Annotated in this window: 6 protein-coding genes; 2 read left to right on the top strand and 4 right to left on the bottom strand. The window is 61.1% G+C overall.

The genetic code is table 11. From position 1 onward, the window contains the following. Position 1 precedes the first annotated feature (1 nt). Together ACYZT6_RS17605 and ACYZT6_RS17600 are read left to right on the top strand one after the other, a co-directional pair. Complete coding sequence (locus ACYZT6_RS17605) at positions 2–13,636, top strand: non-ribosomal peptide synthase/polyketide synthase (protein ID WP_462027989.1); 13,635 nt, start codon at positions 2–4, stop codon at positions 13,634–13,636. Positions 13,637–13,702: 66 nt separating this feature from the next. Next, positions 13,703–14,656, top strand: a complete 954-nt coding sequence (locus ACYZT6_RS17600; protein ID WP_462027988.1) for an alpha/beta hydrolase — start codon at positions 13,703–13,705, stop codon at positions 14,654–14,656. A 55-nt stretch (positions 14,657–14,711) separates the two neighbouring features. Here ACYZT6_RS17600 and ACYZT6_RS17595 read toward each other — a convergent pair whose 3' ends face one another. The 4 genes from ACYZT6_RS17595 to ACYZT6_RS17580 all read right to left on the bottom strand — a co-directional run bounded on the left by ACYZT6_RS17595 (position 14,712) and on the right by ACYZT6_RS17580 (position 21,544). Continuing rightward, positions 14,712–14,969, bottom strand: a complete 258-nt coding sequence (locus ACYZT6_RS17595) for an immunity protein (protein WP_462027987.1) — start codon at positions 14,967–14,969, stop codon at positions 14,712–14,714. Beyond that, on the bottom strand, positions 14,966–17,065 hold the full coding sequence (locus tag ACYZT6_RS17590) for an S-type pyocin domain-containing protein (RefSeq protein WP_462027986.1): 2,100 nt from the start codon (positions 17,063–17,065) through the stop codon (positions 14,966–14,968). The genes ACYZT6_RS17595 and ACYZT6_RS17590 overlap by 4 nt, the downstream gene beginning before the upstream one ends. A 243-nt stretch (positions 17,066–17,308) precedes the next feature. Continuing rightward, positions 17,309–19,729, bottom strand: coding sequence for a TonB-dependent siderophore receptor (locus ACYZT6_RS17585; protein ID WP_462027985.1), 2,421 nt, complete (start codon positions 19,727–19,729; stop codon positions 17,309–17,311). A 165-nt stretch (positions 19,730–19,894) separates the two neighbouring features. Further along, on the bottom strand, positions 19,895–21,544 hold the full coding sequence (locus ACYZT6_RS17580; protein ID WP_462027984.1) for a cyclic peptide export ABC transporter: 1,650 nt from the start codon (positions 21,542–21,544) through the stop codon (positions 19,895–19,897). Between the last annotated feature and the right edge of the window lie 133 nt (positions 21,545–21,677).

Raw genomic sequence — 21,677 nt, 5'->3', positions numbered from 1 at the left:
CATGCAGCAGTTGATTGAATCGGTAGGCGCACTCTCTCCCGAGAAACGCAAGGCGCTGGCGATTCTACTGGGCAAACAGGGCATTAACCTCTATGGCATTGCTCCGATTTTTCGGCGCACTGCCGGTGAGCCCCTGTTGCTTTCCTATGCTCAGGAGCGGCAGTGGTTTCTTTGGCAAATGGAACCGGACAGCGCTGCGTACCACATTCCGACGGCATTGCGATTGCGCGGAGCGTTGGACATGGCGGTGCTGCAACGCAGCTTCGATACGCTGATCGAGCGTCACGAAAGCCTGCGCACCGGTTTTGCCCGTGGGGATCAGGATCGGGCCATTCAGCTGATCAACCCACCGTTTGCGCTGCAGCTTGAGGTGCGCGCGGTGGACTCGGCAATCGATGAGGCCGCACTGCGCGGTCTGATCGAGGCTGAAATCGCCCGGCCGTTCGACCTGGAACAGGACCCGCTGTTGCGAGTCCGCTTGCTGCGTCTGGCCGAGGACGATCACGTGTTGGTGATGGTCCAGCATCACATCGTTTCCGATGGCTGGTCGATGCAGGTGATGGTCGGCGAGCTGATTGAACTGTACGCCGGTTTCGCCCGCGGCACGCCTGCGGTGCTGGCGCCGTTGCCGATTCAGTACGCCGACTTCGCACAGTGGCAGCGCAGCTGGATGGACGCAGGGGAGCGCGAGCGTCAGTTGGCCTATTGGGTCGAACACCTGGGCCGCGATCCGGGTGTGTTGGAGTTGCCGACCGATCATCCGCGTCCGCTGGTGCAAAGTTACCGGGGCGCACGGCTCGACTTGCCGCTGGAAGGCGCACTGGGCAAAGGCTTGCAGGAGGTTGCCCGGCGCGAAGGCGTGACGCTGTTCATGTTGCTGCTGGCCTCGTTCCAGACCTTGTTGCACCGTTACAGCGGTCAGGACGATATCCGTATCGGCGTGCCGATTGCCAACCGCAATCGCGCTGAAACCGAAGGTCTGATCGGTTTCTTCGTCAACACCCAGGTCTTGCGCGCAACGATCGACAGCAGCATGACCTTCAGCGCGCTGCTGGCCCAGGCCAAGCAGTCGGCCCTGGGGGCGCAGGCGCATCAGGATCTGCCGTTCGAGCAATTGGTCGAAGCCTTGGCACCGGAGCGCAGCCTGAGCCGCAGCCCGTTGTTCCAGGTGATGTTCAACCATCAGAGCGGTGCCCGACAGTCCGGTCAGGCCATGCAGTTGCCGGGCCTGGCAGTCGAGAGCGTGAACTGGGACAGCCTGACGGCGCAGTTTGACCTGACCCTGGAAACCCATGAGTCACCTGAAGGGGTCTGGGCGTCGCTGATTTACGCCACCGACTTGTTCGACGCCGCCACCATCGAGCGCATGGGCCGGCACTGGCAGTCGTTGCTCAAGGGCATCGTGGCCAGTGCGCAGCAACGGGTCGGTGAATTGCCGATGCTCGACGGGGCCGAGCAGCAATTGATGTTGCGCGACTGGAACCGAGCGGACGAACCGTTCGCCAGCGATCTGTGCATTCACCAGCTCATTGCCCGGCAAGCCGCTGCAACGCCTGATGCCCGGGCGGTGACGTTCGCCGAGCGTCACCTGACGTACGCCGCCCTCGAAGGCCGGGCCAATCAGTTGGCGCATGCCTTGATCGAGCGCGGGGTCGGCCCGGAAGTGCGGGTCGGCGTCGCCATGCAGCGCTCGGAAAACCTGTTGATTGCATTGCTCGCCGTACTCAAGGCCGGCGGTGTGTATGTGCCGCTGGACCCGGACTATCCCGGCGAGCGCGTGGCCTACATGCTGGAAGACAGCCGCGCCTTATGCCTGCTGACCGAGCGTGAGGTGGCTGCGAGTCTGTCGGTCGCCAGCGGCACCGATGTGCTGCTGATGGACAATGCCGAGGCCGACTTTGCCGGTTATCCGCAGACGGCGCCGGTCACTCGGGTGCAGGCGGACAACCTCGCCTATGTGATTTACACCTCCGGTTCCACCGGCAAACCCAAAGGCGTGGCGATTGCCCATCGCAACGTTCTGGCGCTGATCGACTGGTCGAAATCGGTCTACAGTCGCGACGACATCCAGGGTGTTCTGGCTTCCACGTCGGTGTGTTTCGACCTGTCCGTGTGGGAGCTGTTTGTCACCCTGGCCAATGGCGGGTCGCTGATCATTGCCCGCAATGCCCTCGAGCTGGCGCAGTTGCCGGCACGCGATCAGGTGCGCCTGATCAATACCGTGCCCTCGGCCATTGCCGCGTTGCAGCGTAGCGGCGACATTCCACCCGGCGTGCGCATCATCAATCTGGCGGGTGAGCCGCTCAAACAAAGCCTGGTCGACACGTTGTATGCACACACCACGGTCGAACACGTCTACGACTTGTACGGCCCTTCGGAAGACACCACTTATTCCACCTGGACCCGTCGCACCGCCGGCGGTCAGCCGAGCATCGGCCGGCCACTCAAGCACACCGCCAGTTATGTCCTCGACGGCGAGTTGCAACCCGTGCCACAGGGCGTCGCAGCCGAGCTGTACCTGGCCGGTGCCGGGATCACCCGGGGGTACCTGGCGCGTCCCGGTCTGACCGCGGAAAAATACTTGCCCAACCCGTTTGGCGCACCGGGCGAGCGGTTCTATCGCACCGGCGACCTTACCCGTTATCAAGCGGACGGCAACTTGCAGTACGTCGGGCGTATCGACCATCAGGTCAAGGTCCGCGGGTTCCGTATCGAGCTGGGCGAAATCGAAGCGCGGCTATTGCAGCAAGACGCCGTGCGTGAGCTGGCGGTCCTGGCTCAGGACGGCGCGAGCGGTCAGCAATTGGTGGCTTACATCGTCCCAACCGTTGTCACCCGTGACGCCGAGGCACAAGCGCGCTTGAGTGAGGTGCTCAAAGCGGCGCTACGCGAACATCTGCCGGAATACATGGTGCCGGCGCATTTGCTGTTCCTCGACGCCTTGCCGCTGACGCCCAACGGCAAGCTGGATCGCAAGACCCTGCCCAAACCGGATGCAGCGCTGGTGCAGCAAACCTACCTGGCCCCTGGCAACGAGATCGAGCAGCAGTTATGCGAGATCTGGCAGGGCGTCTTGGGGGTGGAACGCGTCGGCGTGACCGACAACTTTTTTGCGCTGGGCGGCGACTCGATCATCTCCATTCAAGTAGTCAGCCGTGCCCGTCAGGCGGGCCTGCGCCTCACGCCAAAGGATTTGTTCCAGTTCCAGACCATTCAAGGCCTGGCCCGTGTTGTCCAGGTGGGCGACTCGTCCCTGAGCATCGAGCAAGGCCCGATCACCGGGATCACGCCGCTGTTGCCGTTCCAGCAGCGGTTTTTCGACACCGAGATTCCCGAGCGTCAGCGCTGGAACCAGGCGTTGTTGCTCAAGCCGGCTGGCGCGGTAGACGCCGCGATTCTTGAGCAGGCCTTGCAGGCGCTGGTGCTGCACCACGATGCTCTGCGTCTGAGCTTCACTCAAACAGACGGTGGCTGGACTGCGACTCACCGCGCGAGCAATGCCCAAACGCTGCTGCAATGCGTGACGCTGCAGCAGGCCAGTGAAGTCGAAGCCGTGTGCGATGCGGCGCAAGGCAGCTTGAACCTGGAGACTGGGCCGTTGTTGCGCGCGGTGTTGATGGAGCTGGCCGATGGCAGTCAGCGCCTGTTGCTGGCGATCCATCACCTGGTGGTCGATGGCGTGTCCTGGCGGGTGCTGCTGGAAGATCTGCAGCGCGCCTGTGAGCAGCTGCAAAGCGGTCAAGGGGTTTCACTCGCGGCCAAGACCAGCCCGTTCAAGGCCTGGGCCGAACACCTCCAGACTTATGCCGGCGATGCCTTGCAGCCCGAATTGCACTGGTGGACTGAGCAACTGGCTGGCGTCACCGTCGATCTGCCGTGCGACAACCCGGACGGTGGTTTGCAGAACGCCCAGGCGCTGAGTGTCGAAACCCGACTGGATCCGGACCTGACGCGTCAGTTGCTGCAACAGGCCCCGGCGGCGTATCGCACACAAATCAACGACCTGTTGCTGACGGCACTGGCGCGGGTCATCTGCCGCTGGACCGGGCAGGCATCGGCCTTGATTCAACTGGAAGGCCATGGTCGCGAGGAGCTGTTCGACGACATCGATCTGAGCCGCACCGTGGGCTGGTTCACCAGCCTGTTCCCGGTCAAGTTGACCCCGGCCACCGCGTTGGCCGACTCGCTCAAAGCGGTCAAGGAACAACTGCGCGCGGTGCCGAACAAAGGCATCGGTTTCGGCGCCTTGCGCTATCTGGGCGATGCCCGGGCCCGTGAAACCCTGGCGGCACAGCCCGTGCCGCGCATCACCTTCAACTACCTGGGGCAGTTCGACAGCCAGTTCGACGAGACGGCGCTGTTCGTGCCGGCCAGTGAAAGCACCGGTCGCGAGCAGAGCCCGCAGGCACCGCTGGCCAATTGGCTGGACGTCAACGGCAAGGTTTATGGCGGCGAGCTTAACCTGAGCTGGACATTCAGCCGTGACATGTTCGATCCAGTGACGATTCAGCGCCTGGCCGACGACTATGCCAGCGAGCTGAGCGCACTGATCGCTCACTGCTGCGATGCCCGCCATCGCGGCGTCACGCCTTCAGACTTCCCGCTGGCAGGGTTGAACCAGCAACAACTGGATGCGCTGGTCGCCGATCCACAGTGTGTCGATAACATTTATCCGCTGTCGCCGATGCAGCAGGGCATGCTGTTCCACAGCGTGTATGAGCAGGATTCGGGCGAGTACATCAACCAGATGCGCGTCGCGGTGCAAGGGCTGGATGTCGAGCGTTTCCGCCAGGCCTGGCAAGCGGCGCTGGAGGCGCACGACATCTTGCGCACGCGGTTTGTCTGGGGCGGCGAACAGGCCCGACCGCTGCAAATCGTCGAACGCCATGCCGAGCTGCCATTCACCGTTTACGACTGGCGCGGGCAACCGGCCGACAACCTGGACACACTGGCCGAGGCCGAGCGCAACCAGCCCTTCGACCTGACGCGGGTGCCGCTGTTGCGCCTGGTGGTGGTACGCACCGCTGACGACCAGCACGAATTGCTCTACACCAGCCACCACATTCTCATGGATGGCTGGAGCAACTCGCAGCTGTTGGGCGAGGTGCTCCAGCGTTATGCCGGCCAGACACCGGCCGCGACAGTCGGTCGCTACAGCGATTACATCGCCTGGCTACAAGGTCAGGATGGCCAGGCCAGCGAACAGTTCTGGATGGCCCGACTGGCTCAACTCGATGAGCCGACACGCCTGGCTCAAGGTCTGGCTGACCGCTCGGCGCCGGGCATCGGCACTGGACATGACCAGCATCAGCACTTGATCGATGTCACCGCCACACTGCGCCTGGGCGAGTTCGCCCGGGCGCAGAAAGTCACCCTCAACACCCTGGTGCAAGCGGCCTGGCTACTGCTGTTGCAACGCTACACCGGCCAGTCGACCGTGGCGTTCGGCGCCACGGTGTCTGGGCGTCCGGCCGACTTGCCCGGCGTTGAGCAACAGGTTGGGCTGTTCATCAACACGTTGCCGGTGATCGCCCGCCCCGAACCGCAACTGACCGTCAGCGAGTGGCTGCAATCGGTGCAGGCGTTGAACCTGTCGCTGCGCGACTTCGAGCACACGCCGCTGGCCGACATTCAGCGCTGGTCGGGGCAGGGCAGCGATGGTCTGTTCGACAACCTGCTGGTGTTCGAGAACTATCCGATTTCTGAAGCGCTGGAGCAGAGCGCGCCGCTGGGCTTGAGTTTCGGCCCGGTGGACACCCGAGAGCAGACCAACTACCCGCTGACCGTGGGTGTCAACCTGGGTCAGACACTGTCGCTGCATTACAGCTTTACCCGGGAACATTACAGCCTGGAGGCGATTGTTCGGCTGAACGCACAACTGGCTTCGTTGCTGGAACAATTCTGCCAATCCGCCAGCGTGCGCCTCGGTGCCTTGACGCTGCTCAGCGCCGCCGAACAGGCGCGTCTGCACGCCAGCAATGTCGCGCAACCGTGCACTGATCCGCTGCCGGTGCATCAACGCATTGGCGTGATCGCGGCGCAACAGCCTGACCGTGAAGCGGTTCGGTGCGGCGATCAGGTGCTCAGCTTTGGCGAGCTGGACACCCAGGCCAACCGACTGGCGCACCTGCTGATCGCCGAAGGTGTGGGGCCGGAAGTTCGTGTCGGTGTGGCCTTGCCCCGCAGCCCTTCGATGCTGGTGACCTTGCTGGCGGTCCTGAAAGCTGGCGGCGCCTATGTGCCGCTGGATGCCAGCTATCCCCGTGAACGTCTGGCTTACCTGATCGAAGACTCGGGTGTCGCGCTGTTGCTGACCGATTCGGTGTTGAGCCAGCAATTGCCCCTGAGCAATGGTTTGCGTGCACTGGAACTGGATCGACTGTCGACCGAAGATTTCCCCGGCACTGCCGCGCAGACCAGCGTCCACGACGAAAACCTCGCGTACGTGATTTACACCTCCGGCTCCACGGGGCAACCCAAAGGCGTGTGTGTCGCCCATGGCCCACTGGCGATGCATTGCCAGGCCATCGGCCAACGCTACGAAATGACCCCGGACGATTGCGAGCTGCATTTCATGTCGTTCGCTTTCGACGGTGCCCACGAGCGTTGGTTGACGCCATTGACCCATGGTTCGCGCCTGCTGATGCGCGACGACAGCCTCTGGAGCCCGGAACAGACCTACACCGCCATGCAGCAACACGGCGTGACCGTGGCGGCATTTCCGCCGGTGTATTTGCAGCAATTGGCCGAACACGCCGAGCACGTCGGCAACCCGCCAGCCGTGCGCATCTACTGCTTCGGCGGCGACGCCGTGCCCAACGACAGCTTCGAGCGGGCACGGGCAGCGCTGGCGCCGCAGTACATCATCAATGGCTATGGGCCGACCGAAACCGTGGTCACGCCGCTGATCTGGAAGGCCGGCCGCAATGACGTTTGCGGTGCGGCTTATGCCCCCATCGGCACGCGCATCGGTGACCGCAGTACCTGTGTGCTCAGCGACGATTTGAACGCACTGCCTCAAGGCGTCATGGGCGAGTTGTTCCTGGGCGGCACGGGGCTGGCCCGGGGTTACCTGGACCGTCCGGCGATGACCGCCGAACGCTTTGTCCCTGACCCGTTCGGTGCGCCGGGGGCGCGGCTGTACCGCAGCGGTGACCTGGTGCGCGAGCGTAAGGACGGCGTGTTCGACTATCAAGGTCGTGTGGATAACCAGGTGAAAATCCGTGGTTTCCGCATCGAGCTGGGTGAGATCGAAGCACGCTTGCTGGCGCTTGCCACCGTCCGCGAAGCGGTGGTGCTGGCGCATGCCGGGCCGAGCGGCAAACAATTGGCGGCCTATCTGGTGCCAACGCAACCGCTTGAAGAGCATCTGCAAGTCGCGTGGCGTGACGACATCAGGAGCCAGCTCAAGGACAGCCTGCCGGCCCACATGGTGCCGGCGCATCTGATGTTGCTGGCGCAGTTGCCGTTGACGCCCAATGGCAAGCTGGATCGCAAGGCATTGCCAAAGCCGGATGCCAACCTGACGCAACACAGCTACGTGGCGCCACGCACCGATATGGAACAGCGCATCGCCGCGATCTGGGCCGATGTGCTGCGCCTGGAACGCGTCAGTTCGACGGATAACTTCTTTGAATTGGGCGGTGATTCGATCATCTCGATTCAAGTGGTCGGTCGTGCCCGTCAAGCGGGTATCCAATTCACGCCCAAGGATCTTTTCCAGCACCAGACCGTGCAGGCCCTGGCCGCTGTAGCGCAACTGGGCAGTACCGCGCTGACGATTGATCAAGGTCCGGTTAGCGGCGAAGCCCTGTTGTTGCCTCTACAGCAGCTGTTCTTTGCCGGCGACATTCCCGAGCGTCATCACTGGAACCAGTCGCTGCTGCTCAAACCGTCCATTCAGTTGCACGCCGATACCGTCGAGCAAGTGCTACAGGCCTTGGTGCAGCATCACGATGCACTGCGCCTTTGCTTCAACGAGTCGGCGTCGGGCTGGACCGCCCATCACCGACCGCTGGAGGCCGGTCAAAGATTGTTGTGGCAAACGACGCTGGCCGATGCCGGCGACCTCGAAGCCAGCTGCCAGCAAGCCCAGCGCAGCCTCAACCTGCAAAACGGTCCGCTGCTGCGCGGTGTGTTGCTCGATTTACCCGACAACAGCCAGCGCTTTTTGCTGGTGGTGCATCATTTGGTGGTCGATGGCGTGTCCTGGCGCGTGTTGCTCGAAGACCTGCAAACCGCGTTCACCCAAGTCCAGGCCGGCCGTTCGATTGCCTTGCCGGCCAAGACCAGCGCGTTCAAAACATGGGGCGAACACCTGCAGCAATACGCGGGCACCCTGGACGCTGAACTGGCGCTTTGGTCGGAACAACTGCAAGGCGCCGCCCCGGCGTTGCCTTGCGAACGTCCTGACGCCAGCCTGCAAAACCGCTACGCGCACAGTGTGCAGACCCGGCTCGACAAGGCCCTGACCAGCCAGTTGCTGCAACAGGCGCCAGCGGCTTATCGCACCCAGGTCAACGACCTGCTGTTGACCGCGTTGGCGCGGGTCATCTGCCGCTGGACCGGTGATGCCTCGACCCTGATCCAGCTCGAAGGTCACGGTCGCGAAGACCTGTTCGACGCGGTGGATCTGAGCCGCACCCTGGGCTGGTTCACCAGCCTGTTCCCGGTACGCCTAACGCCGTCAGCGGCGGTCGATGACTCGATCAAGCAGATCAAGGAACAACTGCGGGCGATCCCCAACAAAGGCATTGGCTTCGGCGCCTTGCGTTACCTGGGCAATGAGTCGGCGCGTCAGCAATTGGCCGCGCTGCCCATGCCGCGGATCACCTTCAACTACCTGGGCCAGTTCGACAGCCAGTTCGACGAGGCCGCGTTGTTCGTTCCGGCCAGTGAAAGTGCCGGCGCCGAACTCAGTGACCTCGCCCCGCTGGGCAACTGGCTGACCCTCAACGGTCAGGTGTATGGCGGTGAGTTGAGCCTGTCCTGGACGTTCAGCCAACAGATGTTCGACACCGCCACCGTGCAGGCGCTGGCCGACGATTACGCTCGGGAACTGACGTTGCTAATCGAGCATTGCCTGGCGCCGGACAGCCATGGACTGACTCCGTCGGACTTCCCGTTGGCGGCATTGAGCCAGGCCCGTCTGGACGGTTTGCCGGTGCCGGTGCGGGAGATCGAAGACGTTTACCCGTTGTCGCCGATGCAACAGGGGATGCTGTTCCACACCCTGTCAGACGATGGCAACGACCTGTATGTCAATCAGCTGAACTTGTCGGTGGAAGGCCTCGACATCGAGCGCTTTCGCGCGGCGTGGGAATGCGTGGTGCAGCGTCACGAGATTCTGCGCACTTCGTTCCATTGGCAGGATGGCCAAGCCTCGCCGGTGCAGGTGGTGCATCGTCAGGGGGTGGTCGATCTGCAAGCGGTCGACGGCCCGATGGATGAAACCCGACTGGCCGAGTTCGCGCGTCTGGAGCGGGTCAAGGGTTTCGAACTGAACCGCATGCCGCTGCAACGCACGCGGCTGGTGCGCACCGGGGCCGATCAGTATCAGTTGATCTGGACCAGCCACCACATCCTCATGGACGGCTGGAGCAGTTCGCAGCTGTTCGGTGAAGTCTTGCAGCATTACGCCACCGGGCAGGTGGAAGGCGAGAGCGGACGTTATCGTGATTTCATTGCGTGGCTGCAGGATCAGGATCAGGGGCGCCTGGAGCAATTCTGGAAAGGCCACCTCAAGACCCTGGCCGAACCGACGGCGCTCAGTCAGGCCATGCACCCGCGTCATGACTCCACGGAGCACGGGCACCAGGCCCTGTACACCCAATGGAATGCGCAACAGACCGCGACGCTGCAACAGCATTGCCGCGCCCAGGGCATCACTGCCAACACGCTGATTCAAGGTGCGTGGCTGCTGGTGTTGCAGCGCTACACCGGTCAGCACAGCGTGGCGTTTGGCGCCACGGTGGCCGGGCGTCCGGAAGGTTTACCGAATGCCGGCAGCATGCTCGGGTTGTTTATCAACACCTTGCCGGTAATCCAGACCCTGGAACCGGCCCAACGCCTGAATGACTGGCTGAGCGGCTTGCAAGCCTACAACCTTGATCTGCGCGAGCACGCCCACGCGCCGCTGGCGGATATCCAGCGTTGGTCGGGGCAGGGTGGCCAGCCGTTGTTCGACAGCATCATCGTGTTCGAAAACTACCCGATCGACCAACGTCTGGAACAGGCTCAAGGCGGGCTGCGTTTCGGCGCCTCGGTCAGCCACGACGTGACCAACTTCCCGATGGACCTGGCGGTACACCTCGGCGAAGAACTGTCGATCGAGTACCTGTTCCTGCGGGATCGTTTCAGTGTCGAAGCGGTCGAGCGCATTCGCCAGACCATGGAGATGACCCTGCAAGCGATGCTTGATGCGCCGCTTGAACGGCTCGGTAATCTGCAACGCCTGGCGCCGCAGCAATGGCAGGCGCTGCAACAGTGGGGTGGGGAACCGCAAGCGGTCCATCGTCGCGAGCTGCTGCCGGCATTGATTGCAGCGCACGTGATCCCGCGTCCACACGCAGTGGCGGCAGAGTGTGCCGGGCAGGTCCTGAGCTACGCCGACCTGGAGTGTCGTTCCAATCAACTGGCCCATCACCTGATGGCCACCGGTGCCGGTCCTGAAGTGTTGATCGGTGTGGCGCTGGAGCGTTCGCTCGACATGTTGGTGGCGTTGCTTGCGGTACTCAAAAGCGGCGCGGCCTATGTGCCATTGGACATCGATTACCCGAGCGAACGTCTGGCTTTCATGATCGAAGACTCGGGCATGACCCAGATGATCAGCCGTGGGACGGCGGCCCTGCGCCTGCCGTTGCCGGCCGAGCTGCCGCTGCTGGATCTTGACCATTTCGACGCTCATCAGTATCCCGACAGCGCCCCGGCGGTGCAGGTTTGGGAAGAAAGCCTGGCGTATCTGATTTACACCTCCGGCTCCACCGGTGTGCCCAAAGGCGTGGCGGTGACCCATGGACCGCTGAGCATGCATTGCCAGGCGATCCGCGAGTTGTATGAGATGGATCACACGACCCGCGAATTGCATTTCATGTCGTTCGCCTTCGACGGCGCCCACGAACGTTGGCTCACGACGCTGGCGTTCGGTGGCACGCTGGTGCTGCGCGACAATGAACTGTGGACGCCGGAGCAGACCAGCCAGGCGTTGCAGAGCCTGTCGATCGATATCGCCTGCTTCCCGCCGGCCTATCTCAAACAGGTGGCCGAATACGTTGAAGGCAGCGGCATGAGCGCGCCAAAGGTGCGTATCTATTGCCTGGGCGGGGACGCCGTGCCGGAGCAGACGCTGGCGCAAGTACGCCGGATACTGCGTCCGCAATACATCACCAACGGTTACGGCCCGACAGAAACGGTGGTCACGCCGATGCTCTGGAAGGCGGCCAACGATGAAGCGTGTGCGGCGGCGTATGCGCCGATCGGACGGGTGGTCGGTCAGCGTTCGTTGTGGGTCCTAGACGATGATCTCAATCCGTTGCCGGAAGGCTTGTCCGGGCAATTGCACATCGGCGGTTACGGGGTTGCCCGGGGTTATCACGGTCGCCCGTCGATCACCGCGGAGCGCTTCGTGCCGGACCCATTCGGCGAGCCGGGTAGCCGGTTGTATCGCAGTGGCGACCTGGTGCGTTTGCGCGCCGATGGCATCCTCGATTACGTCGGGCGTGTCGACCATCAGGTCAAGGTCCGTGGCTTTCGTATCGAACTGGGTGAAATCGAGGCCTGCTTGCGGGCCCAGGACGGCGTCAGCGATGCCGTGGTGATTGCCCGTGACGGCGTTTCCGGCAAGCAGCTGATCGGCTACGTGGTCAGTGCGCAAGACGATGCCGGTGATCGCCTCAAGTCCGCGCTGCGGGCGCAGTTGCCGGAATACATGGTGCCACTGCAGGTGATCTGTCTGGCGCGGATGCCGATTTCACCGAACGGCAAACTCGACCGCAAAGCCCTGCCGGAACCCGAATTCCAGGCCGAGCATTACGTGGCGCCGCGCACCGCTGAAGAGGCGTTGCTGGCGCAGATCTGGGCCGACGTCCTGCAAGTGGAGCAAGTCGGGATCAGCGACAACTTCTTCGAGTTGGGCGGTGATTCGATTCTCAGCCTGCAGGTGATCTCCAAGGCGCGTAACCACCCAGAGTTGAAACTGGAGATCAAACTGCGTGACCTGATGCGCTTCCAGACCATTGGCAATCTGTTCGATCAGCACGTGGTCGCCCAGGCTGCACTGGCGCCGGATACCACCCATGTGGCCCAGGCCGGTGCCTTTGGCCTGATTCCGATTCAGGCGTGGTTCTTCGACGAGAAGATGAGCGAACCTCACCACTTCAACCAGGCCATGATGTTACGCGCCCGCCAAGGACTCGACGCCCGGGCACTGGAGCGCACGCTGCAGCGGATGCTGGAGCAGCACGACTCCCTGCGCTTGCGCTTCTTCCAGGATGGCGGTCGCTGGTTCCAGCACTACCAATCGGTGCAGGACAGCTTGCGCCTGGCCGAGCAGAACCCGTTGCTGTGGCAGCGTGACGTCAGTGACGTCGCGCAACTGGAGGCGCTGACCAATGAGGCGCAACGCAGTTTGAACCTGGCTGAAGGTCCGTTGTTGCGAGCCATGCTGGTGAGCCTGCCGGACGGCGAGGTGCGCCTGCTGCTGGTGGTTCATCACCTGGTTATCGATGCGGTGTCCTGGCGTGTGCTGTTGCAGGACTTGCAACTCAGTTACGAAGCCTTCAGCCAGAACCGTGAGCCGGTGCTGGATGTGCGCACCAGCAGCTATCGTGCCTGGGCCGATGGCCTGGCGGCGCAGGTGCCGATGCTGGTCGACAGCGAGCTGGGTTATTGGCTGGAACAGCTCGATCAACCGGGTCAGGACTTGCCGTGCGACAACCCGCGGGGAAAAAACCAGGTGCGTTACCGCGAAGAGACCTTCATGGGCCTGGACGCAACACGCACCGGGCAACTGCTCAAACAGGCACCTGCGGTCTATGGCACGCAAATCAACGACTTGTTGCTGACGGCCCTGAGCCGCGTGTTGTGCCGCTGGAGTGAAGCGTCTTCGGTGCTGGTGCAACTCGAAGGGCACGGCCGTGAGGATCTGGTCGAAGGCCTGGACTTGAGTCGTACCCTGGGCTGGTTCACCAGCATGTACCCGGTGCGTCTGGCGCCCTTGGCGGAACAGGGCTTCGGTGCGTCCATCGCCGCCGTTCGGGATCAACTGGCGGGTGTGCCGCACAAAGGTGTCGGCTACGGCGCATTGCGCTACATGGCCGAGAATCCCGTGCAGGCGCAACTCGCGGCATTGCCTCAGGCGCGGCTGACCTTCAACTACCTGGGGCAATTCGACCAGACCTTCGATGAGCAGGCGATGCTGATGCCGGCTGAAGAGGGAATCGGCGATACCTATAGCCTCGAAGCAGGGCTGGGCAACTGGCTGGAAGTGGTCGGCCAGGTGTTTGACGGCAAGTTGTCGATGCGCTGCATCTACAGCACCCGACGTTATCGCCCGAGCACCATCGAAACCTTGATGCAGCACTATCAGGCGGAGCTGGAAGCGCTGGTCGAGCATTGTCTGCAACAGGCGGCGGTGTAGTCGATCTCTCAAACTTTACTCAAAGGGTCGGTCGCTCTTGATGAGCATCGACCCGGGATGTCATTCATGTCATTGAATTCTGAAGTGGCCGCGTTTCTCGATCTGATCGAAGACAATCAGGACGGCGCCATGGCTTTCCACCGCTCGACGCCTGAGCAGGCGCGGCAGGCGTTCGAACAGTCCTCGCAACAGATGCGCTGGGCAGCACCGGACGTCGAAGTGAGCGAGGTGCAGCACATCGCCCGTGATGGCAGTGTTCTGGCTTTGCGCCTGTACCGTCCGTTGCAACGCACCACCGCGCTACCCGTGCTGCTGTTCCTGCACGGTGGTGGCTTTGTGGTCGGCAGCCTCGACTCCCACGACGGCATCTGCCGTGAGTTTTGTGCGCGTACCCCGTGTGCGGTGTTGTCGGTGGGCTACCGCTGCGCCCCCGAGCATAAATTCCCCACGGCGCTGCACGACTGCGCCGACGCGCTGGACTGGTTGCGCAGCCAGGCCGGCGAGTTTGGTCTCGACCTGTCGCGTCTGGTGTTTGGCGGTGACAGCGTCGGCGCCACCCTGGCGACGGTGTTGGCCCTCGAGGCGCGCGAACCGGATGCCCTCAAACCGTGCCTGCAACTGTTGTGCTATCCGGTGACCGATGCTTCGCAGCGACACGAATCCATGGACCTGCTGGGCGAGGGTTACCTGCTGGAAAGCGATACCCTGGAATGGTTTTACCAGCAATACGCGCGCAGCACCGAGGATCGCAGCGACTGGCGCTTCTCGCCGCTGTTGTGTCCCGACCTCAAGGACGTGGCGCCTGCCTATGTGGTGCTGGCGGGCTTCGATCCGCTGGTGGACGAGGGACGGGCTTACGCCGAGCGTCTGGCTGGGGTGAATGGGCTGGTGGAGTGTCGTGAGTTTGGGGGGCATGTGCATGACTTTTTGCGCATGCGCATGGTGACTGAAGAGGTGGAGGAGATTTATCAGGTGTTGGTTGGGGTTTTGCGGGGGGGGATGTATTCGGAGGGGCGCTAAAGAGGAGTTGAAGGTCACCAAATCGCAGCAATGTGGCTTGGTGACCTTCTATGTATCAGCCGTACCGGTGTTCCGTTACGAAGCTGGGCGCTTTCCAGTTAGGTCCTTTGATGGCAATCGGACCTTCACCATTAGCCAATATTCCCTGTTCAAACAGCCGCATGTAGGTTTCAAGTAATTCGCCGCTTTCTATGACTTCGTGTCGATAGCGTCCAAACATTCTGTCTAGAGAGGGGAGTGCCGAGTTGAGTGCGAACACTGTAAGCGTGTCTTCAACCGTTTCAGTCTTTACGATTTGCTCAACGATACTCATTGAACGCCTCCTTTTAAAAAATTATTGAAAAACCGTTCTTCCTGTCTGTCAGCGGCTTTGATGGCTTCTTCCGTGTAAAGCAGCGATTCAATATCTCCAAGCTTATAGTCTTCTAACGTTGCAGTATGCGCGTTGTTCCAGATGGGAGAGTCTTTGTCTGGTTTGAAGTCATCCCGTAGGCCCAGTGCCCGAAACCTTTCAAGTTCTCTGATTTCATGAGTGTAGTAGCGCAAGTCTGTATCGGTTGTCAGCGATTGCTGTCTAATAATTTTCTCGAGACGTTGAATCATGATGTCATTGGCGTCGGATTGATCAAGTCGAGCTATATGCAATTTGACGGCGTTAATCCCCTCTTGAGTAATGATCGCTGTGCGCCAGTTCAGATCAAGTATCGGGTCGCCTGCCTGATCCGGATTGAAGTAACGGCCGCTGTATGTGCCTTTGATCTTCGCACCTTCGTACGGACTACTAACCACCACATACAACGGTGCAATACCCGAATCATCCGGGAAGACCACAACGAACTTATCCCACTCCTCACCCAGAGCCGGGTGCAGATCCACACGTCCCTTCAGCGGAATGATCGGGGCACCGGAGTACGTTGGCGCATCCGGATGAACAACGGGTCGCTCGGTCGAGCTGTTGCCCGGCGTGACAATCGGAGTCCAGGTCAGCGTGTCGCTTGGCGAGCCGGTCAGGGCGATCGTGTAAACGCCGTTCTGCGGGTCGTAAGTGGCGTCCAATACCGGCGCGTTTGAGCGCTGGTCGTCCCCGGCGGCTGTGACGACGAACAGCTCGGCACCCGAGCCGACGAATCGGTAGCCCAGCCTCATCGGCATTTCCAGCGTTCCTCGCCGGTCAGCGATTGCACGCAGTGACTGGGCGTTCTGCGAGGTGAGTTCCGCGAGCGGGACGCTCATGGAGAATCGCTCACCATTGCCGAGCCGCGACGGCGCCAGCAACGCGGCGAAGCCAACCACAACCGGTCCCAGCATCGCTGCGCTTGCCGCAGTTGCCATCATCAGTGCCGAGCGCAGGGCGGTGAGAATCGATTGGGTAATGGCCGGGTTCAGCGGGAGTGCCCGCGAAGCCACCGAAAAGGCTGGCCCGGCTCCCGCCGCCAGGCCCGAGAGCGAATGGTTGTTGATGAACTGACGTCGTTGTTCCTGTTGCTCTGCCTCCAGCCGTGCCTGTTCCGCCTCTCTTTGAGCCTGCGCCAATGCCTCCAGCCTGGCCTGTTCAACTGCCACTTGCTGCGCGGCCGCCTCCGCTGCCAGACGTGCCTGTTCGTCCGCCAGTCGTTGGGCTTCCAGCAGTGCGGCGAGGCGAGCAATACGTCGGGCTTCTTCTTCGGCGGCGATACGTCGTGCTTCTGCCTCCGCAGCCTGACGCTGTAACTCCGCCGCCAGTTGTTGCGCTTGCTGTTGTGCTGCCAGACGCGCCTGTTCCTCACTTTGCACGGCGGCAAGCCAGTTGAGCACGTTGATGTGTTGCTGATTCAAAACCGTGATGGTCTGGCTCAGCAGCCTCGCTTCATGGGCTGCTCGATAGGATTGCTTCCACAGGTTCATTCCCGGGCCGTTGGGGCTTAGAACCTTGTCGACAATAAAGGCCCGGGACAGGAATTGATAAACGGTTTTATGGGTGGGATCGCTGCCATAAAACCCGTGGGACAGGGCTGTCTGACGCTGTTGCTCTGCGGATTTCCTTTGGATAACCGTGTTGCGGACGCCCAGTTCACGAATGATGGCGGCTGCCGGTGGAAGGGGCTGTGTCGAACCTTCCAGCCGGGTCGCGGCCAGATCCGTCTCAATGTTCTGCGGGATCAACGCAGCCCTGGCCTGATATTCCGCCTCAAGCGGAGCGATGAAGTTCTGCAGTACCTGCTGGTAATGGACAGTGTTCCGAGGTGTACCAAACGGGCCGTTATAGCGATTCGAATCAGTAGTGGGTACAGCCGGTTCAAATCCTGGTGGTGCCTGGGCCGTGGTGTGGATGGCGTCAAGCTCTAGAGGTGGAGGTCTTTGCATATTCATATCCTTTTGAATGTGCGTTTTTTGATTGGGACTTATGAAGTATTCATTGTTTCCTGCCATTTAAAAGTTACATCAGAAGTTACAGGTATGCGTCTGAGAGCTGTGTAGGCGGTTACGTTAAGAAAGGAGGGAAGTTTCGACGTGGACAACATTAATGGCAGGTCTTCCGTCGAGTCATAGGAAATGTCCTATGTGATAACAGGAAACATCTCCCGCACGGGTTTAGCGGGGCCTTACAAAACCATCACCCACAAAAAAAGCGCACCGGGTTCGCCGGTGCGCTTTTTTGTTACGCCTGTTGAATCAGAAGTTGTACTTGAAGCCCGTCATGATGTTGCGCGGTGCGCCGTACATGCCGTGGTCGCCGGCGTAGCTCAGGTACTCGCGGTCGAACACGTTGTTCAGGTTGACCGAGGCACTCAGGTTTTTGCTGATGTCGTAGCGGGCCAGCAGGTTGGTAACGGCGTAGCTGCCCTGGGTGAAGGTGTGCAGGTCGGCGCCGGTCTTGCTCTGCCAGTTCACGCCACCACCGAGGGTGACCTTGTCCAGCACGCCAGGCAGGCGATAGCTGGTGAACGTCTTGAGGCTGTGACGGGGCAGGGTAGTGACGATGCGCTTGTCATCGGAGTCAGTGCTGACGGCGTAGGCATAGCCGGCGGACGCCTGCCAGCCTTCGGCCAGTTCACCGTCAAGCGTGAACTCGACACCTTTGGTGGTGGTGCCTTGCTCGGACTTGTAGGTGTTGCCGCCCGGGGTATCGATCCAGATGGCCAGGTTGTCTTGTTCAAGCTTGAACAACGCGACGCTGGAGTTCAGCTTGCCGTCGTAGTGACTGCCCTTGAAACCGACCTCGTAGCCGGTGCCTTCCATTGGGTCCAGGGGTTTGTTGTTGACGTCGCGAACCCAGGACGATTGCGGGTTGAAGATTTTGGTGTAGCTGGCGTAGAGCGACCAGGTGTCGTTCAGGTCATAAACCACGCCGGTGTACGGGATGTACACGCCGGTTTCGGACTCTTTGGTTTTGGTCTCTGCCGCATTGTATGGCTTGTCTTCGATTTCGCGATGCCAGTCGATGACACGGCTGCCCAACAGCACGCTCAGGTCGTCGGTGACGTGCAGACGGGTGGCCAGATAGGCCGCGTACTGGGTTTCGTCGGTGGTGGATTTGCCGGTGACAGCGAAGTCCGGTTTGACCGAGTCGCCGTTCCAGTTCAACAGGTTGTCGATGGCGCCGGCCGGGGAGCCAGAATAGTCATATTTCCAGCCACCGTAGTTCGGCACGTTTTCGTAGTAGTTGGACAGCGTCACGCCGGCGATCAGCTCGTGCTCGCGCCCCAGCAGACTGAATGGCCCGGTGAGGTAGGCGTCGAGGTTGTTCTGACGTGGTGTGCCGGAGAAGCGAACCGGCAACTGCGTGGTGCCACTGCCGTCGGGGTTGAGGCTGCCGTTGACGTAGTTGAACACCTCGTCGAATTTGTTCTCGGAGTGAGTGAACTCGACCTTGCCACTCCAGCCGTTGTCGAACTGGTGTTCGATCGAGGTGAAGTAGCTCGTCTGTTCGTGGTCGTTATAGGACCAGGTCTGTGCCGAGTTCAGCGAACGCTTGAGGTTGGTGCGCGAGCCATCGGTGAAACGGGTCGGCAGGCCGGAACGCATCGGCGAGTCAACGTCGGTTTGCTGGTAGCTGAAACCCATGGTCAGCAGGGTGCTTTCGCTCAGGTCGAACTCGGTGATGCCATAGACCAGTTGCGAATCCTGTTTGTAACGGTCGATCCAGGATTGCTCGGTCTTGAAGTCGGCGACCAGGCGGCCGCGAATGTTGCCGGTTTCGTTCAGCGGGCCGGAGACGTCAAAGCCACTGCCGTAGCGATCCCAGTTGCCGGCTTCACCGGTGATGCTCGCCTGGGCCTCGGCCGTCGGGCGTTTGCGGATCAGGTTGATGGTCGCCGATGGGCTGCCCATGCCACTGATCAGGCCGGTGGCACCGCGCACGACTTCAACGCGGTCGTACATAGCCATGCTCTGGGTGTAGTTGTCCATGCGCTTGACGGTGGGGACGCCGTCGATTTCGAAGTTCTGAATCTCGAAACCACGGGAGAAGTAACCGTCGGATTCGGCACCCTGGCCGTCGCGCAACACGATGATGCCGGGAGTGGCGTCAAGGGTGTCGCTAAGGTTGGTCAGGTGCTGGTCGTCCAGACGCTGGCGGGTCATGACGGTCAGCGACTGGGGCGTTTCTTTGGGGGTCAGGTTCAGACGCGTCGAACTACTGGACGAGTACGTGGTGTAGAGCCCGGTGCCTTCGGTGGTCGAACCCGGCGCCTTGCCGGAAATCGATACCGCGCCGAGCTCCAGCGCGCTGCCGGTACCTGCCGGCGGAATCAGCGAGACCGTGTTGCCGGTCATCTGGAATGTGATGCCGCTCCCCAGCAGCAAGTTATTAAGTGCCTGTTCCGGTTCCAGGTGACCGGACACCGCGCTCGATTTCAGGCCCGACAACGTCTCCGGGCTGTAGAGAATCTGCAGGTTGGCTTGTTGACCCAATTGCTGCAGCGCGCTGGACAGCGGCTGCGCCGGTACATTCACATCGACCGGGGTCGCTTGTACCTGGGTGGTGCCCAGCAACAGCAGGGTCAGCAGAGCGCCGGACAATACGGTGCGACGGGGATTCTGTCGGGAGACGGCCAATGCCAGAGGTGCGCGGGACAACGTTAAGCTTTGCATCGCTCGGAATGCTCCTGAAATACGTGGGCAGTTTTATTAGTTAATGATAATTAGACGCAACACCGCAGAAAAACCGGAAAAAAAACCCGCAAACCGCGAACTTATTTGCTATCGCGAGCGTGCGGGATCGTTTTTTGCCTTGAGTAAACGCGCTGCGGGGTCGTATCAGGCTGGGTTGAGGGCCGTCATTACTTGTCCGGCTTCCATGCGCACCAACTGGTCAGCCACGTCGAAATAGCGGTCGTCGTGAGAGATCACGATGATCGTCTTGCCCAGGCGCTTGAGGTCTGGAAGCAGCTCTGTGTAGAAAATCCGCCGGAATGTCGGGTCCTGGTCGGCCGCCCATTCGTCGAACACCAACACCGGCCGTTCTTCCAGCCAGGCGTTGACCAGCGCCAGCCGCTTGCGCTGGCCGGTCGAAAGGTCAGTCGTGGTGAAGCTGCCGTCCTGAACGCTGACCTTGTGGGCAATTTCCAGGCGTTGCAGATATTTGTTCGCGTCTTCGGGAATGTGCGTGTCGCCCTGCACCACGTCGTCGAACAGGTAGTAGTCGGCAAAGATCGTGGTGAACAACTGACGGTAATCGTCGCGGTTGACGGCGCTGATGATCTCGCCGTTGAGGCGGATTTCCCCTTGCTGCGGCGTGTAAAGTCCCAACAGCAATTTGATCAGGGTGGTCTTGCCGCAACCGTTCTCGCCGACAATGAAGATGATGTCGCCCTGTTCGATTTTCAGGTTGACCGGCCCCAGGGAAAAGGCGTTGCTGCCCGGCGCCGCAGGGAAGGTGTAACGCACATCGTTGAGTTCCAGGCTGTGCACCGGCGACGCTTTTTTACCCTGGTCGCTGAGTAGCAGGTGCGGTTCCGGCGAAGAGAATTGCTCGGACAGTTCGGCAATGCGGCGAAAGGCGATCTGCGCACGACTGACAATCGGCAATGTGCCGACCAGATGTTCCAGTGGCCCTTTCATGTACAGCAGCACCAAGACAAAACCGCTCATCACCGACTTGTCAGCGCTCGGCCAGAACGATTGCAGGGCCAGTGCCAGGCCGATGACAACGAAGAACAGCATCGAGCCGAAGGTCTTGGCAATGACGAACGTATTAATCGATTTGATCTGGGTTTTGCAGATGAAGTCGGCCGTACCCTTGATACCCGCGTTGAACATGCGCTGGCGGCGTGGGCGGTGAATGCGCAGTTCCTTGGCGCCTTCGGCAATGGCGTTGTAGTGCTTTTGCAATTCGTCTTCGGCGTCGCGGGCGGCGAAGAAGCCCTTGATGCCGAGGCTCTGGGCGAAGTATTGAATGCCGGTGCCGATGATGATTGCCACGACCATGATCAGAAACATCGGCCACGACAGCATCGCCAGATAGCCCATGCAGCCCAGGGTCACGGTCATGGAAATGGCCAGCGGGGCGAAGGCAAAGGCGAAATCGCTGATGGTGTCGACGTCGTGGGTCAATACTGGAATCAGGCGATGGCTACGGTAGCGTTCGATCTGTTCGATCGGCGCCGAGAGCACTTTTTCGCCCAGTTGCTTACGCAGGGTGGCGATGATGTGCTGGCCGACATAGTTGGTGCCAATGTCCGAGCAGATCGAACTCAGCAGCGCCACCAGGCACAGACCGCCGAACAGTGCGACGACGCCCTGGGTCAGGCCGGTGTCCGAATGAAGGGCGTTGTTGATAGTCGCCAGGAGCACGGTGACACTCAGGCCGCCGACCATGCCCAGGATAACGGAGATCGCGACGACGAGCCGGAAGGGTTTGAGTAGGGTGAACAATTCATGAATTGCACCGCGCGTAGGCTGGATCATGAGAGGACAGTTCCTTGGGTATAAAGGCAGATACCCAGTAGAACGTCTGATCGAAGGGTTAATTTAACTGGCTGGCGACTGACGGCGACCACCCATGAATCTGTGGGAGCGAGCTTGCTCGCGATGGCGGCCT

This window comes from Pseudomonas sp. RT6P73, from assembly GCF_054897715.1.
The sequence above is the reverse complement of the archived record's forward strand: the minus strand, read 5'-3'. Positions and strand labels throughout refer to the sequence as shown.

Excerpts from the sequence above, each read along its gene's own strand:
- ACYZT6_RS17600 (WP_462027988.1), top strand. The coding sequence starts at position 13,703 with ATGTCATTGAATTCTGAAGTGGCCGCGTTTCTCGATCTGATCGAAGAC.
- ACYZT6_RS17590 (WP_462027986.1), bottom strand. The coding sequence starts at position 17,065 with ATGGCAGGAAACAATGAATACTTCATAAGTCCCAATCAAAAAACGCAC.
- ACYZT6_RS17580 (WP_462027984.1), bottom strand. The coding sequence starts at position 21,544 with ATGATCCAGCCTACGCGCGGTGCAATTCATGAATTGTTCACCCTACTC.
- ACYZT6_RS17585 (WP_462027985.1), bottom strand. The coding sequence starts at position 19,729 with ATGCAAAGCTTAACGTTGTCCCGCGCACCTCTGGCATTGGCCGTCTCC.
- ACYZT6_RS17595 (WP_462027987.1), bottom strand. The coding sequence starts at position 14,969 with ATGAGTATCGTTGAGCAAATCGTAAAGACTGAAACGGTTGAAGACACG.
- ACYZT6_RS17605 (WP_462027989.1), top strand. The coding sequence starts at position 2 with ATGCAGCAGTTGATTGAATCGGTAGGCGCACTCTCTCCCGAGAAACGC.